The 16,323-nt window shown below is 33.9% G+C and carries 14 protein-coding genes and 2 pseudogenes; 3 read left to right on the top strand and 13 right to left on the bottom strand.

Translation table 11 applies throughout. The features are described 5' to 3' along the window. Nucleotides 1-112 precede the first annotated feature (112 nt). The 3 genes from AC2CGR_RS06270 to AC2CGR_RS06260 form a co-directional block, all read right to left on the bottom strand. Nucleotides 113-364: a DUF2535 family protein gene (locus tag AC2CGR_RS06270; RefSeq protein ID WP_000629012.1), complete on the bottom strand. Its 252-nt coding sequence runs from the start codon at nucleotides 362-364 to the stop codon at nucleotides 113-115. A 342-nt stretch (nucleotides 365-706) separates the two neighbouring features. Then, entirely contained in the window at nucleotides 707-1,450 is a 744-nt protein-coding gene (gene tatC / locus AC2CGR_RS06265) for a twin-arginine translocase subunit TatC (protein ID WP_042515284.1), read from the bottom strand. 42 nt (nucleotides 1,451-1,492) lie between these two features. Further along, nucleotides 1,493-1,678 (bottom strand): twin-arginine translocase TatA/TatE family subunit, encoded by a 186-nt coding sequence (locus AC2CGR_RS06260; protein ID WP_000492443.1) that lies wholly within the window; start codon nucleotides 1,676-1,678, stop codon nucleotides 1,493-1,495. 213 nt (nucleotides 1,679-1,891) lie between these two features. Between AC2CGR_RS06260 and trhA the strand changes: the two genes are divergently transcribed. Next, the gene (gene trhA, locus AC2CGR_RS06255; protein WP_000136894.1) at nucleotides 1,892-2,548 is read left to right on the top strand and encodes a PAQR family membrane homeostasis protein TrhA; all 657 of its coding nucleotides are present in this window, start codon (nucleotides 1,892-1,894) and stop codon (nucleotides 2,546-2,548) included. A 41-nt stretch (nucleotides 2,549-2,589) separates the two neighbouring features. Here the strand turns inward: trhA and AC2CGR_RS06250 are convergent, their stop codons facing one another. The 6 genes and pseudogenes from AC2CGR_RS06250 to AC2CGR_RS06225 all read right to left on the bottom strand — a co-directional run bounded on the left by AC2CGR_RS06250 (nucleotide 2,590) and on the right by AC2CGR_RS06225 (nucleotide 10,592). Next, nucleotides 2,590-3,309 carry a lysophospholipid acyltransferase family protein gene (locus AC2CGR_RS06250; RefSeq protein WP_001991933.1) on the bottom strand — a complete coding sequence of 240 codons (720 nt, stop codon included), beginning with the start codon at nucleotides 3,307-3,309 and terminating at the stop codon, nucleotides 2,590-2,592. A 111-nt stretch (nucleotides 3,310-3,420) separates the two neighbouring features. Continuing rightward, nucleotides 3,421-4,056, bottom strand: a complete 636-nt coding sequence (locus AC2CGR_RS06245) for an FMN-dependent NADH-azoreductase (protein ID WP_001991934.1) — start codon at nucleotides 4,054-4,056, stop codon at nucleotides 3,421-3,423. Nucleotides 4,057-4,297: 241 nt separating this feature from the next. Then, nucleotides 4,298-6,283: a penicillin-binding protein 3 gene (pbpC, locus tag AC2CGR_RS06240; RefSeq protein ID WP_087964189.1), complete on the bottom strand. Its 1,986-nt coding sequence runs from the start codon at nucleotides 6,281-6,283 to the stop codon at nucleotides 4,298-4,300. Between the two features lie 155 nt (nucleotides 6,284-6,438). Then, complete coding sequence (locus tag AC2CGR_RS06235) at nucleotides 6,439-6,927, bottom strand: dihydrofolate reductase (protein WP_087964190.1); 489 nt, start codon at nucleotides 6,925-6,927, stop codon at nucleotides 6,439-6,441. A gap of 19 nt (nucleotides 6,928-6,946) precedes the next feature. Continuing rightward, nucleotides 6,947-7,903: a thymidylate synthase gene (locus AC2CGR_RS06230; RefSeq protein WP_000679597.1), complete on the bottom strand. Its 957-nt coding sequence runs from the start codon at nucleotides 7,901-7,903 to the stop codon at nucleotides 6,947-6,949. Between the two features lie 106 nt (nucleotides 7,904-8,009). Further along, nucleotides 8,010-10,592 (bottom strand): annotated as a pseudogene (locus AC2CGR_RS06225) (family 78 glycoside hydrolase catalytic domain). Between the two features lie 184 nt (nucleotides 10,593-10,776). On the opposite strand from AC2CGR_RS06225, the gene AC2CGR_RS06220 reads away from it, so the two are divergent. Further along, nucleotides 10,777-12,234: a serine hydrolase gene (locus AC2CGR_RS06220; RefSeq protein ID WP_131102036.1), complete on the top strand. Its 1,458-nt coding sequence runs from the start codon at nucleotides 10,777-10,779 to the stop codon at nucleotides 12,232-12,234. 122 nt (nucleotides 12,235-12,356) lie between these two features. Further along, a complete protein-coding gene (locus AC2CGR_RS06215) occupies nucleotides 12,357-13,640 on the top strand; it encodes a S41 family peptidase (protein WP_270185248.1) in 1,284 nt (427 codons plus the stop codon). Between the two features lie 36 nt (nucleotides 13,641-13,676). On the opposite strand, the gene AC2CGR_RS06210 is transcribed toward AC2CGR_RS06215, so the two are convergent. The 4 genes and pseudogenes from AC2CGR_RS06210 to AC2CGR_RS06195 all read right to left on the bottom strand — a co-directional run bounded on the left by AC2CGR_RS06210 (nucleotide 13,677) and on the right by AC2CGR_RS06195 (nucleotide 16,158). Beyond that, nucleotides 13,677-14,609, bottom strand: a complete 933-nt coding sequence (locus tag AC2CGR_RS06210) for an aminoglycoside phosphotransferase family protein (RefSeq protein ID WP_484480667.1) — start codon at nucleotides 14,607-14,609, stop codon at nucleotides 13,677-13,679. Nucleotides 14,610-14,620: 11 nt separating this feature from the next. Further along, a pseudogene (locus AC2CGR_RS06205) lies at nucleotides 14,621-14,797 on the bottom strand (VOC family protein); the annotation flags it as partial. A 32-nt stretch (nucleotides 14,798-14,829) separates the two neighbouring features. Beyond that, nucleotides 14,830-15,465 (bottom strand): HAD family hydrolase, encoded by a 636-nt coding sequence (locus AC2CGR_RS06200; RefSeq protein WP_029438115.1) that lies wholly within the window; start codon nucleotides 15,463-15,465, stop codon nucleotides 14,830-14,832. 105 nt (nucleotides 15,466-15,570) lie between these two features. After that, a complete protein-coding gene (locus AC2CGR_RS06195) occupies nucleotides 15,571-16,158 on the bottom strand; it encodes a YpjP family protein (RefSeq protein ID WP_001134414.1) in 588 nt (195 codons plus the stop codon). Nucleotides 16,159-16,323 lie beyond the last annotated feature (165 nt).

Raw genomic sequence — 16,323 nt, 5'->3', positions numbered from 1 at the left:
TACTAGTATTCCCATTGCTTTCAACAATTTGGAACGAAATTTAATTAAATTAATTATATTTTTATATCTAAAATGAAAAAGACAGGGCTCTTAACCCTGTCCACACTCTATATCATGCATTTTTTTCAAGAGTATTTGTTTTATATACATTTAAATAATCATTCCACTTCAAACAATTTTGTAAATATTCACGGAAAGAATACGAAAATCTTGGGTGCTTTTGTTTTTGAATTTTTGCAATAAATAATTGAAGACGAGACTGAATTAGAAACGATAATGGATGCTGCGCCTGTAGGACAGGGATTTCAAATATTTTAATACAATCCCCTGTTGAATGAGTGAAATAAAAACTTTTCGTAATCACAATATCAATCCTCTTTTTCATTGGATTTTTGAACTTCCTCTACTTTACGCTGTAACACGTTGTTTAAAGTGGAGACTCCTATGAATACAAAAGTACCCTTAGACAATCCCTGTAGTCCTTATGGTTAGAAGATTTATACTCTATTCATCTCCACCTAATCCATCCCCCATCCTACATATCCAATTAGACGAGGACTCGTTATCCGTATATTGCTTAATACATTTAGTATAAACTTATAAAAGCGCAAAGTTTGTCTAAATTTTGGAGATTCTATAATTTTTTTCTTCTTTATATTGTATACGTTTATAGCTAGAGTATAACAAATAAATAAAAAAAGTGCCTTTATAACGAGGCACTTTTCGAATGAATTTCTTCTTCTCTTTTCTTTTTTCGCTTACTCACAATCTTTGATAAAGCAATACTAATTTCATAAATACAAATAAGCGGTACCGCAACTAAACTATGTGATAAAAAATCTGGCGGTGATATACACGATGCAATGATAATTAATGCTACGTAAGCATACCTTCTTATTTTTATTAGAAATTCCGCCGTCAATAGTCCAATACTCGTTAAAAACATTACTACTACTGGCAATTCAAAAATTACAGCAAATGGAACTGTTAAATTAAGAACAAAATGAAAATACTTTTCTGTCGTAAACATCGTATTAAACATTTCATTACCTATCGTAGTTAAAAAATGAAATAAAAACGGCATTACAACGAAATATCCAAAGCATAAACCTGCAATAAATAATATAGACAATACCGGTATATACATTACTGTCATCTTTTGTTCATTTGGATGTAAACCCGGTTTTACAAATAACCAAATTTGTATAGCAGCAAAAGGAATTGTACAAACGATAGCAAATACTGTAGCAATCGAGAAAAAAATCCACAATACATCACTTGGACCGAGAACAGTTAATTTCATTGGTAAATCTTTTACAAGCCAAAAATAAATATCCTTCGTAAAAGTAAACCCAATAATTAAAAATAGTACAAAGGATAACACTGTATATATTACTCTTTTGCGAAGCTCAACTATATGTTCTACGACGCTCATTTCCCGATCTTCCATCTCGTTCACCACACTTTATTTATCCATTACGAGGAAAATTCATTACATTTTTTCTTTCTTTTCCTTCTCTTGAAATGCATCATCAGTCAACTCTTTCGTTGATTTTTTGAATTCTTTTAACGTTTCCCCTAAAGCCTTTCCGATTTCCGGCAATTTTTTCGGCCCAAATAAAATAAGTACAGCTACTAAAATTAAAATTAATCCTGGAAAGCCAATATTTGAAAACATTTCTCCATCCCCTTTATTAGTAGATTCCTTGTCCTACTATTACATAATTTTATTTTGTCAAAAAAGTTTGAAAACGTCAACAAATCCATTGGCTTTTGTCAAAAAAATTCAAAAATATAATCAATTATACAAATTTCATTTTCTATTGCCCTTGTGTATGATATGGTAAGGGAAACGACATATTATTTTATGATAGTAGAAAGGATTTGCATTATGACTGAAAAAATGACACGAATGACACAATTTGTGAAAGAAGAAATTGCAAATGCAATTACACATGGTATCGGTGCCATTTTAAGCATCCCTGCCTTAATCATATTAATTATTCATGCCTCTAAGCATGGTACCGCATCTGCAGTAGTTGCATTTACGGTTTATGGTGTAAGCATGTTCTTACTGTACTTGTTTTCGACATTGTTACATAGCATTCACCATCCAAAAGTAGAAAAATTATTTACTATACTAGATCACTCAGCCATTTATTTATTAATCGCTGGCACATATACCCCTTTTTTACTTATTACGCTTCGTGGACCATTAGGTTGGACGTTACTCGCAATTATATGGACACTAGCAATTGGGGGTATCATCTTCAAAATTTTCTTTGTACGACGCTTTATTAAGGCATCAACGCTATGTTATATCATAATGGGATGGCTCATAATCGTTGCTATTAAACCACTTTATGAAAATCTAACTGGACATGGTTTTTCACTACTTTTAGCAGGTGGAATTTTATATTCTGTAGGAGCTATATTCTTCCTTTGGGAAAAGTTACCTTTCAATCATGCCATTTGGCATCTTTTCGTATTAGGTGGTAGTGCGATGATGTTCTTCTGCGTACTCTTTTACGTCTTACCTACGGCATAATAAAAAAGGTTTCAGCTTAATGTAAGCTGAAACCTTTTTTATTACTTATGTAATTGTGATGCGATAACATCCTGTGTATGCTTCGTTAACTCTTTAATATCCATATTCGCATACTCTTCAGGTGTAATCGGCTTAGAAATTGTTACTGTTGCACGAGCTCGCTTCATACGGTTTCCATTCGCTTCAAACATTTTATATGTCCCATCTAATGTTACAGGTAAGATTGCTACACCAGATTTTACAGCAAGATGAAAACTCCCAGCCTTAAACTCTCCAATTTCGCCACCCTTACTTCTCGTTCCTTCAGGGAAAATTACGATAGAATGCCCATTCTTCAATAGTTCAATTCCATCTTTAATGGCTTGAAGTGATTGGCGACGATCGCTACGATCCATAAATACACAATTCATAAGTTCCATCCAAGTTGGTACAACTGGGAACTTTTTAATCTCCGCCTTTGAAACAAAGCCAATTGGTTTATTTAAATAACCTAGTAAAACAGGGATATCCATATTACTCTGGTGATTACTTACAACTAGTACCGGCTTGTCTTTCGGAACATTTTCAAGTCCTTTCACTTCTACTGTTCCCCCAGCTACACGTACCATTTTCTTACCAAACCAATTTGTCGTTTTGTACACAGCATTATCTTTTTCTTGTGGTGACATCGTATTTACTTGTCTTTTAAGACGCCACATTCTCGGTGTAATCGCAATTACGATTAAAATTAAATAAAAGATTTTAAAAAACGTTTGAATCATACAGAACCCCCACCTATTATCATTCCGACCTTCATTATACTAGACAAACGAAGGAAAAAGAAGAAAAAATGTCCAAACAACAAGTGTTTGGACATTTTTAAATATTATATATTAGAAACGTTTTGCTAATTCACGAGCATTAGCAATTGCTGCTTCTTTAATTTCTTGTGCTTTTTCAGGGTTTGCATTCATACCTTCAACTGCAATATATTCAGTATCATTTACACCGACAAATCCTAATACAGTTTTTAAGTGATTGCGTCCGAAGTCTACAGCTGCGTATGCTCCTTCAGAATATACGCCACCTGTCGCTTGAATGTGAAGTGCTTTTTTACCTTCTAATAAGCCAACTGGACCATTTTCAGTATATTTGAATGTTTTACCTGCGATTGCTACGTTATCTAAGTATGCTTTTACTACTGGTGGGTAGCTAAAGTTCCACATTGGAGTTACGAATACATAACGATCTGCATGCATAAATGTTTCTAAGTTTGTGTTCATTGCTGCAACTTTTTGTTGTTGAGCTTCAGTTAAAGTTTCAAAACCTTCACCTGCTGCAAATTTACCCCAAGCAGCAAATACATCTGCATCGATTGCTGGTACTGTAGTATTGAATAAATCAATTGTTACAACTTCGTCTTGTGGATGTTCGTTTTTATAAGCTTCGATGAAAGCTTCCCCTACTGCCATTCCGAAAGAACCTTCTGCTGAATTTGGATTTGCTGTAATAAATAGTACTTTTGTCATTGTATTCTCTCCCTTTTTTCTCTTTATCTTTAATTCAAGATTTGTTTTTTAAAAGTTAATAACTTACCTTATGTAAGTATAATACAAAAAGTTTTAATCGATGTCAATAAAAAATAGCTACTTTTTTTTCGTAAGTTAATGATTTATTTCGTTTCCTTAAAATTCAGTATACAAATATTAAGAATTCCTTCATATAAAAAGGCTAGCTCTACAAATTATAGAGCCAGCCTTTTATTACATATTATTTTTGAAATACATGTTTTACTTTTTCAGCTGGAATATTACTTCCGCCTCTACCTTTTACATCTTCAATCATCATGGTAATGACCATATCTGGTGAATTTAAATCAAATGCAGCGAACCAGCCTAGTTCTTTTCCTTCGGCCTCTTTTGATACTTTTAATTCTGCTGTACCTGTTTTTCCAGCAAGAGTCATGCCATCAATTTTAGCAATTTTCCCAGTACCATCTGGATCATTAATTACTTTCGTCATAGCAGTTTTTAATATATCCTGATTGCCTTTTGAAATTACATTCTCTTTCCAAACTTTTGGTTGCTTATCTGTTTTAATAATATATGGAGAAGGTATGTTTCCATCATTAACAATTGGTGCGTACGTTAATGCTAGATGGAGTGGCGTCATTAATACTTGCCCTTGTCCATAACCTGTGTCTGCCATTTGAATATCATTTTTAATACCATCATTTGCGATTTTAGAAGCTGGGAATCCATATTCAATTGGTAGTTTCTCATCGAATCCGAATTTTTTCGCTTCACTCATAAACTTGTCTTTTCCGATTTTCAAAGCTTCTTGTGCGAAGTAAATATTATCCGAGTATTTCATCGCCTTATCAAAATCAATCGGATTTGCATCTTTTACACGCGTTACATAATAATTACCCCAAGAAGAATCTTTTGTCCATTTTAATCCTTCAATTTTTAACTCTTCTTTTGGATCAATCGTTTTCGTTTCAAGACCGATTGCACCTGTAATTGGTTTAAATACAGAACCTGGAACTGATAATTGTGTAAATCGATTCGTCATCGGTTTTTTTGGATCATTATTCCATGCTTCTCGTTGTGCTTTTGATGTCCCTCTTGCAATTATATTTGGATCATATGCTGGGCTACTTACTAGTGCAATTGTTTCTCCACTTTTCGGATTAATTGCTGCACTTGAACCAGCTTCGCCCTTCATTTCATTATACGTTTTTTCTTGAACAGCACTATCAATCGTTAAAGTTACATTTTCTCCATCAACAGCATCTGTTTTTGCTAAATTTTTAATTTCTTTTCCTTGTGCATCTTCTACAAAGACACGGCCACCTTTTTTACCGCGTAGCTTTTCCTCTAACACTTGCTCTAAACCAGCTTTACCTACTGGATCATCTGCTTGATAGCCTTTCTTTTGTAGCGTTTTTAAATCTTCAGCATTTACTTTTCCAATATAACCAGTCAGATGAGCTGCCGCTTCCCCTAATGGATATGTACGAACATTTACAGGCTTTGTTGAAACACCTGCTAATTCAATGTACGTATTTTGCGTTGCCCCCTCAGGCAAAATTCCAATTGGTACAAGATATCCAGGTTTTACCCATTTAGCAGCTAGTTTTTGATCAATTTCTTCTACAGACATATTTAATAACTTTGCTACTGTCTCTTTCGTTTGCGGAGCAGTATCGCCTAACTTTTCAGGAATCAATCCGATTTCAGAAGCTTTCCCATTCGTTGCAAGACCTTTTCCGTTACGATCGTATATTTCACCACGTTTTGGCTGTGTTGTCTGCATACGCACTTTACTATCTTTCGTCATACCAGGGAAAATAAAATCAGGAGTCCAATCTATTTTCCAAGATTCTTTATCTCCATCTTTTTCTTTCACCATTTTTGCTTCATGACCAAATGTAATTTTACCACCAACTGTATCCATGCTTACTTTAAAAGGAACAGGGCCTTCATCTTTTTTCTCTTCTTTTACTTCCCCTGTTTCTACCTTTAAGTCTTTCACTTCGATACCAGAATAAATTTTTTCATATTTCTCAGTGAATTCTTTCTTTGAAATATCTTTTTTTGCATTTTTTGATAGTTGATCATACATATCTGCAAATTTTTGTTTATTCCACGCTTTTACATATGTATCAAACGCTTCTTGTGGTTTTTCTTCTTTACCACATCCAACTAACATGAATGTTAAGCAAAGAAAAAGAATCCCCCATATCTTTCTCAATCGATTCTCCTCCTCTTTCTATATTAGTACTTTTGAAAATTTTAGCATTTTCACATGCTACCTATCATTATAGCACTATCGAATCTCATCTATAAACTTATATTGGTGAATATAAATAAAAAGATTGATGCGAATTCTCACATCAATCTTTTTTATTATTTTTGTTTCTCATATACATGGTAATAATACGTATACGGGTTTTTTTCATCCGTTAAACCTTTTTCAACAAAAATCTCTTTCCAATTTGTCATATCTATTTCTGGGAAGAATGTATCTCCTTCAAATGCATGATGGATTTTTGTTATATATAACTTGTCTACATACGGTAAAAAGAGATCGTAAATTTGCGCTCCACCAAAAATAAAGATCTCTTCTTCATTTTTGCATAGCTCAAACACTTCTTCTACAGAATGAACAACTTCACAGCCTTCAACATGATACCCTGCATTGCGAGTTACAATAATATTACGTCTTCCAGGCAGTGGTCTACCAATCGCTTCATAGTTCTTTCTTCCCATAATAAGCGGGTGACCCATCGTTGTTTTCTTTACGTATTGTAATTCACTCGGTAAACGCCAAGGTAAATTATTATCTTTACCAATTACTCTATTTTCGTCCATAGCGACCATAAATGAAACAATCATTTTTTCATCTCCTCTACAATTACACTGCAACCGGTGCTTTAATTGCTGGGTGTGGATCATATCCTTCAATCGTTAAGTCTTCCATTTCAAAATCAAACACCGATTTCACATCTGGATTTAGTGTAAGTTCCGGGAACGGACGTGGTTCACGTGCCAATTGCTTTTCTACTTGCTCAAAATGATTCGTATAAATGTGTGCATCTCCAATTGTATGAACAAATTCTCCCACTTCAAGTCCGCATTCATGTGCAATTAAATGTGTTAATAGTGAGTAACTTGCAATGTTAAATGGAATTCCAAGGAATATGTCACCACTTCTTTGATATAGCTGACAAGAAAGTTTGCCATCCGCTACATAAAATTGGAATAGTGTATGACAAGGCGGTAATGCCATACTTGGTACATCTTCAGGATTCCAAGCGGAAACAATTAGGCGACGTGAGTCTGGCGTTTTTTTAATCATTTCAATTACATCTTTTAATTGATCAAGCGTCTCACCAGCTGTCGTTTTCCAAGCACGCCACTGCTTTCCGTATACGTCTCCTAAATAACCATATTTATTTGAGAAATCATCATCTTCTAAAACGTTCTTTTTAAATAATTCCATTTGCTCATCATACTGTACTTTAAATTCCTCATCTTGTTGTGAGCGAAGACCGAAATCGGTCATATCAGGACCAGTATACTCGTCACTTTCTACCCAGCTCTTAAACGCCCATTCATTCCAAATATTATTATTATGCTGCAATAAATAGCGAATATTTGTATCACCTTTCATAAACCAAAGCAGTTCACTTGCTACAAGACGAAACGGCACTCTCTTTGTCGTTAATAAAGGAAAACCTTTACTTAGATCAAAACGCATTTGATAACCAAATACAGATACAGTGCCTGTCCCTGTACGATCTTCTTTCTTCGTACCATGCTCCATTACATGGCGGCATAAATTTAAGTATTCATTTTCAGCATGTTTCATATGTAGAAAAACCTTCTTTCAATCGTATATGGAATTTATCATAACATGAAAAATAGTAAATTTAATCATCCTAATCAATAAAAAATATTTCTATATTAACAGAATTCTACTCCTTTATATTTTTACAAAAGGTAAATTTATAATCGCCTGATACTAAATCCCTTTCAATGTTATGTTCTGCTTTCCAGTGCGTTTCGTCTATCCGCAATGTAGCGCTTGTATTTGGCGGTACAAAAACCTGTAGAAAGGCTTGTTCATTTTCTACACGCCACTCAATCTTAATTTCCCCATAAGCTGTCTCACGTTTTACTCTAATCCATTCTAAATTCGAATCAAAATGTGGTTGTACATAAAAATGTTTATATGCTGGTTTTGTTTCATCCACTTCTAATCCAATAATATATCGGTATATCCATTCAACGATAGAGCCATATGCGTAATGATTGTACGAATTCATACTATCATTCCAAAGTGTTCCATCCTCTTTCACGCCATCCCAATGTTCCCAAATCGTTGTGGCACCTTGTTTCACTTGGTATAACCATGATGGATAATCTTCATGAAATAGAAGCTTACAAGCAAGGTCATGACGGTTAAACTTGCTTAATATTAAATTTAAATACGGTGTTCCTATAAAACCTGTTGTTAAATGATTTTTATTTGCTTTTAAAAGCTCAATTAATCGATTAAATACTTTCTCCTTCACATTATCTGTCACTAGTTCAAAAAGAAGTACTAATATGTGGGCTGTTTGGGTATTTGAAATTAACCTACCATTCGGTGTAACGAATTCATTTTGAAACGCTTGAACAATATTTCCATGTAGCTCTGCATAAAACTTAGCGTCTGTATTTTCACCTAAAATCTCAGCAACCTTTCGTAAAAGCGATGTAGAATACGCGTAATAAGCTGTCGCAATAAAATGCTTGTCTGTTCCGCCTTCATATACATCAGGTTTCGTATCTAATGCAAGCCAATCCCCTAAATGATAGCCTGTATCCCATAAATACTCATTTTCACCTTGTGAACGTATGTAATCTATATACTTCTTCATACTGTCATATTGTTCTTTTAAAATCGATATATCTCCGTAATGTAAATAATGAACCCACGGACATATAATTGCTGCATCGCCCCAACCACCAGAAGTATGTAAATCAAAATCCGCTCTTTTCCCAAACGCATCTGGAATAACTAACGGCACAGCTCCATTAACATTTTAATCTAATGATAAATCTTGGAGCCATTTTTTAAAGAACAATTGCACATTCATAATTTGCGTAGCTGTCCCAATAAACATTTGTGCATCTCCTGTCCATCCAAGTCGATCATCTCGCTGCGGACAATCTGTTGGCACATCAAAAAAGTTCCCTCTTTGAGACCATTCCACATTTTGATGCAGTTGATTGATTAATGGATTAGACGTTTCAAATTCAGTCGCTTTTTCCATATCTGTATGTAATACACCCCCTTCAAAATCTGCTATTTGAGGGGGCTGGGTTAATCCACTTATTTTCACATACCTAAAGCCTTGATAGGTAAAATGAGGCTCAAACGTTTCCTCTTCCTCTCCTTTTGCTATATACACTATTTTTTGTTTTGCCTTTCGGAGATTCCCAGTATAAAAGCTACCGTCTTTATTTAATATTTCAGCGTGATGCAATTCTATCTTTTGTCCAGTATAAACATGACGGACTTTAAACCGAACCCAACCTACCATATTTTGCCCCATATCAATAAGCCATTCATGATTTGGTAGTTTTGAAATAGCGATTGGTTTTATAATTTTCATTTTACGAATTGCTTCATTTTCTTGTGCAACAATTATTTGTTTAGAATGCACAATTACTTCAACATCTTCTAGCTTTTGATCACTTTCTTCTAGCCTAGCGTCATAAACCTCCCCTTCATATATTTCCGAATACAAAATAGGGCTTGGCATTACTTTCCATGTTTCATCTGTTACAATTTTTTCTTTCGTTCCATCTTCATATGTTATATGTATTTGAGCAATTATCGCACGTCTTTTCCCGTAATAATTACGTACATGCTGCATAGTAATCGGCCCTTTATACCAGCCATTACCTACCAGAGTAGAAATATCATTATACCCAATCTTTAATACATGCGTTATATCATACGTTTGATACAACACCCTCTTATCATAACTTGTCCATCCAGGGGTAAAATAACAATCCCCAATACGCTCTCCATTTATAGAAGCCTCGTATAATCCTAAACTTGTGATATATAAACGTGCTTTTTCAACTAATTTTTTAACAGAAAAGCTTTTATGAAAAGACATAACTTGCGTGCGCTCTCTTTTCGCAGCAATCCAGTTTCCGCTCCAATTATCTTGCCTTTGTAATCCAGTCTCCCAAAATGCTACTTCTGACCAAGACGACTCTTCTTCATGATTATCCCATGCCTTCACTCGGTAAAAATAACGTGTTTCCTTACTATATGAAAACGAATTGATTGGTATATATAAACTTTGATCTGTTTCTATCTTCTGTGAATCAAATACTATAGTTTGAAACTCTTTATCCTTCGCAACCTGCAATTGATACGCAAGTTGTTTTACATTTCGGTTACTCGACTCGAATTGCCAACTAATTTTAACAACTTTCGAATCTATACCTATCGGATTATTTTTATTATCACAGAGCAATTTTTTTATTGTTAGCACACTTTTTCACCATCTTTTCTACATATTAATTTAAATTAATTATAATAAAAATAAAATTCTAAATAAATAATAATTTTATTCATCCTTACAAAATTATTAACTTTCCATAATTAAAAAGGTTTTCATTTTCTATTACCGAAAGTATAGTGCGGTAGAACAAAAATTATATTTGGAGGTTAGAAGTATGTCTAAAATTGAAACTCCTGTTATGGCTTCTTTACAAACAACGGTGGAAAAAATGATGAAGGATTTAAATGTTCCTGGTGCTGCTGTGGCTGTTATAAAAGACGGGGAAATCATTATTTCAGAAGGATTTGGCTATCGAAATCTAGAAACAAAAGACGCTGTTACACCGCGTACTTTGTTCGCAATCGGTTCCTCAACGAAAGCTTTCGGCACACTTTCATTAAGCTTGTTAGCACAGCAACAAAAGTTTAATTGGGATGCTCCTGTCCAATCTTATATACCAAACTTCTCTTTATCTGAACCACTTGCTAGCTCACAAGTTACAGGACGAGATTTAGCTTCTCATCGAACTGGCGTAAGTCGTCATGACGCTCTTTGGTACAGCTCTTCCTTATCTCGAAAAGATCTCGTTGAAAAAATAAAACATTTACCACTTGATGCACCGTTCCGCACATCATTTCTATATAACAACTTAATGTATGCAACAATTAGCTATATTGTAGAAAACATCACGAATCAAACGTGGGAGCAATACGCTACAGAACATATTTTAGAGCCTTTAAATATGAGGCATACAAATTTCTCTGTTACCGATTCACAAACGACAGATAATTATGCTTTACCTTACATCGAAAATGATAGTGAAATAAAAGAAGTTCCTTTCCGCAACATCGATACAGTTGGCGCTGCTGGATGTATTAATTCTACAATTGAAGATATGGCAAATTGGGTCCTTCTTCACTTAAACGAAGGAAAATTTGGAGATCATGAATTAATCTCCTCTGAATTATTACAACAAATATATACACCACACAATTCAATTCCAGACCAACCAGTTTTATCACTCCCTGAATCTCCATTAAATAGTTATAGTCTTGGTTGGTTTATTAGTGCTTATCGTGGGAATAAGGTAATTCATCATGGCGGGAATATTGATGGATTTTCAGCGCTTGTGTCATTCATGCCAACAGAAAACATAGGCCTTGTCATTTTAACGAATGCTGGAGGCACATTACTGCCTACTTATCTCGCTAATCAAATTTATGACGAACTGCTTGAATTAGAATCCATTGATTGGCATAAACGTGCTGTAGAAGATACTGAAAAAATGAAGGAAATGATGAAAGAAGCAACTGAATCCATTCCAGAACAAATAAAAGGAACTACACCTTCTCATAAATTAGAAGATTATACTGGTACTTTCGAACATCCGGCATACGGAACATTACAAGTATACAAACGAGATGATTTGTTATTTGTACAATTTATGGAGATGGACATTCAATTAGGGCATCATCATTACGACATCTTTTCTGCAAAAGTTGATTTATTCCAAATGAAAATGAGTTTATTATTCGCTTATGAAATGAATGTGAGTGGTGAATTTCCATCGCTTCAGTTACATGTGCCAGCTTCACTTAGTACTCAGCCACTTGCATTTAAGAAAACAAAATAAATATTTTAATAGAGGGACGATAACTCTTCCCTCTATTCCCCTTTTCTCTATGCAAAAAGGATAATACATAAAGGATACCGAATTCTATTATTTATCTAATTAAATTATCTGGAGGAAAAGCTATGTACACAGAAATTTTCAAAGAAGTTGTTTCAATTACTCATCACGATTATTCAGGCTGTATAGATAAGAAAGGATGGGACGATTCTACTACTTATTTACATTCAATAGAGAAACTAGAGAAACAAGGAGAACTAACACCAATACCCTTTACTGAAATTGTAAATGACTACTTACTAGACTATAAAGACAATCATATGTTTTTCAAAATTATCACTAGCGATCAACCTCTTAACAATGTTGGCTTCCAAGTGAAAAGATACGAAGATCGCTTATATATTACATCTACTTCAGCTGAAAAAAGAGTAAAAAAAGGACAAGCTATCCTTGCATTAGACAATATGAAAATCCCTGATTTATTAATAAAATATAAGAAGTATTTAAATGAGAATTCATATGAACGTGAAAAATGGGGATATGTTTTATCAAAGTTTTCAAATTGTACACTTATAGATGAAAATGGATTGACCCACACAATTACTTTACAAAAGTATAAACAGAGCAAATATACACCTATATATTCATTAGAAAAATATAATAAAGATACTCTCTTAATTACTTTGACGGACTTCGCAAATGCTGAAGCTATCAATACATTATTAGACTCACACAAAAATGAGCTTAATTCTTTTCCAAACTTAATTATTGATGTGCGATTAAATCGTGGCGGAAGTGATGATGCATTTTTCAACCTACTTCCTTACTTATTTGAAGACAAAGAGATTTCTCTTTTCGATTCTTCTGATACAATGCAATTAAATCATACAGAACGAAACTTTCATTTACGTATGAAAGACATGGAAATGGATGATTATGATTCTTTAGACGAACTTTCCAAATTATTCACTAATATGTTTATTCAAGATTTAAAAAAGAATTATAAAAAAGGATTCGTTACATTTGATACCTCTGGGTTACCAAAAGAACTTCAATCATTAAAAATACACGGACGAAAATTACCTAGTAGAGTAGTCATATTAACAGATGTTACATGCGGGAGTTCTGGCGATTCTTTTGTAGAAGTTGCAAAAAAATCATTGAAAGTAAAAGTAATAGGTCGTCCTACAGCTGGTTTAAACGATTATTCTAATTTAGCAGTAATGGAATGGGCTGATACATTTGCACTTTACTATCCTACTTCAAGGCTTTCAATTATAGATAAAGGTGAAGGAATGTCCGGAATTGGTATTCAACCACATATACATATCCCTTGGACTCCGAAACATATACAAGAAGATGTAGATTTAAAATTAGCATTGCAACTACTTCAAAAGGAAGAATGGTAAAAAACAATAGGTAGGTGTGAATCACACCTACCTTTTCTATCTCATATCAACATTTTCTGGTTGAAACCAAATTGGCTTTAATAGCTCAAAGTCTTTATGATCGTCTAAAACGATAGTAAGACGTTCTAACGTATCATCTAACATATGCGGTGCTGCTCGTAATGTCCAGACAACTGAAGAGAAAACTGTCATGCCAACGTACACCGCATATAATTTCCAGAACTCCTCTGGTATTCTCCCATTAAAGTATCCTTCTATTTGTCCGATTGAATACGGAATACTAATGTCTCTTGCAAATAGTGCAATTTTTACGAAATCATGAAGTGGGTCGCCCCAATCATAACCATTAAAATCAACAACACCTACATATTTCCCATCCTGTACAATTATATTTTCTAAATGAAAATCATCGTGTTGAAATCGATTTGGGCGGTTTTGTAAATACATTTCATTTTCATCGATAAACTTAATGATTTTATCATCATTTTTTATTTTTATTCCGCATGTTTTGTATGCCTCTATATATTTTTGGTTTTTTTTCATTGCTCTTTCATACCATGGAAGTATATCATTAGGAGCTTCATATGTATGCATTTTTGCTAAATCTTTTCCTGCCCCTATACCAATTTCATATTGTTCTTTTGGTGAATATGTAGGCAATAGCTTCTTCGCATCCTCCCCTTCTAAATACGAAAAAATGCCATAGCATAAACCTTCTTCTGCCAACACCCCCATTTCAATTGGTTTTTGCGCTTGCACACTACGGTTTTGCATTTCATTTAAAATTTGAAACTCTATTTTCTTTCTTTCATACTCTTTTATATCGCCCGTCCGCAATAAATATTTTTCATTATTCGCACTTGTAATGATATATTTCTTATCAGGCGAAAAACCTTTAGAAATTTCCTTAATATCCACTGCACCTTTTACTATTTGTATATTATTTTGCCATGCTGTATTTGTCTTCATGTTTATTCCCCTTACATTTCTACATTTGGTGTGTAAGCTACTTCTATAATAAACCCATTCGGATCATAAAAATCAATCGTATAGTACCCTTCCGAATAATGATTCATTTCAATTGGACCACGTATTACGTAAACATTCGTAATAGAAAGAAACTCTGCTATTTCATCAAAAACCTCTCTTTTAATAGCTATGATCAATACCTGCTCGGAGTGTATTCATATTAAGAATACGCCCCTTGTACTACTTGCACAATTTCCATCGGCTTATGAACCATATAATCTGGTGCATCTTTTTTCACTGTTTCAATGACATCATATCCCCAAGATACCCAAATTACGTTCACCCCAGCCTTTTTACACGCTGCTACGTCTCGCTGTTCATCACCGACATATAACATATCTTTCTCTGTGATTTTTTTCGATTTTAAAAACCTTTTTATCATTTTATCTTTACCGAACAAATTTTTAGAACAATACACTTCTTGTATATTTTCTATACCATTATTGTGTAAAAATGCCCGAATATGCTCTTCTGAGTTCGATGATATGACTGCAATTCCGTAGCCTTTTTTATGTAGTTCATCTAATACTTCCTTCATCCCATGGAACAAAATAAGATCTTTTATGGCAGGTTGATACAATTTATAAAACTCCAGCGCTAATATCGGTAATTTATACAGTGGTACATCGAGTTGTTTACATCTCTCCGGCATCGTTAATTTACGTAAATACTCAATTTCTTCTTCCCTTACCGTTTTATATCCGTGCTTTTCAGCAAGTTGATTATAAATTGGTACAAATATATTTTGTGAATCTACTAATGTGCCATCAAAGTCAAAAACAATATATTTTTGCATTGTCCTACTCCCTTTACTTCTTTTTCTAAACCTATTTTATTCAACAACATAGTCGTCTTACCCTTCTATAAACATAAAAAAAGAACAAGATTTCTCTCGTTCTTTTTAAGAAAGCCATTTTGGCGGCACATTCGTATTCCAATAAATATTTCCTAACTCATGATGTCCTGAGTACCCATCATCAAAACGGTGATAGTGGAAATTAAAATAATACCCATCTTGCGGTGGATGATCTCTTCTTACGTGGAAACGCAATAAGTCATTTCCTGTTTTCGTATCGTAAACGTGAAAAATCTTTTCATTATTTCCACCAGCTGGTTTTTGAGAAATCGCTAATGATTGTAACGACTCCTCTGGTACATCATTTGCCAGTTCAGCAATTGCCTCTTCAATTTTCGGTAATATTACATCTTTAAACTCATCTTCAATTACTGGACCAATTTTAGTGCCAAACTTTTGCATTGACTGCTTCTCTGCTTCTTGCATTGCATACGTAATAAAAGTATCGGTGGTTAACCTGTCATTCGTTTCTTCATATGTATAGGACGTACTCTCCAAATTTTGTTGCCCAGCTGTGCTCGTAGGCTTGTCCGCAGCTTTGGCATTATCAAGTAATATGGAGGGAGGCGTCACTAGACCAAATGTAAATACGGTAATTAATGCGACTAAGGTTTTTCTAAACCAATTTGGCATGTATGTTCCTCCCCTTTCACTCATTATATTTTATATAACGGTTGTTTCCTCTATTATACAAAATGATTGTAATTTTTGCACTTTACAATTTTATTAACGTTCACATATTTTTCACTTGAATATGAAATTGTAAGATTTCATACAATAAAAATACAACAATAATGA

This window comes from Bacillus sp. LSHTCR4 (genome assembly GCF_057197025.1).
Note: the sequence above shows the minus strand (reverse complement) of the source record. Positions and strands in the feature narration are given on the sequence as shown.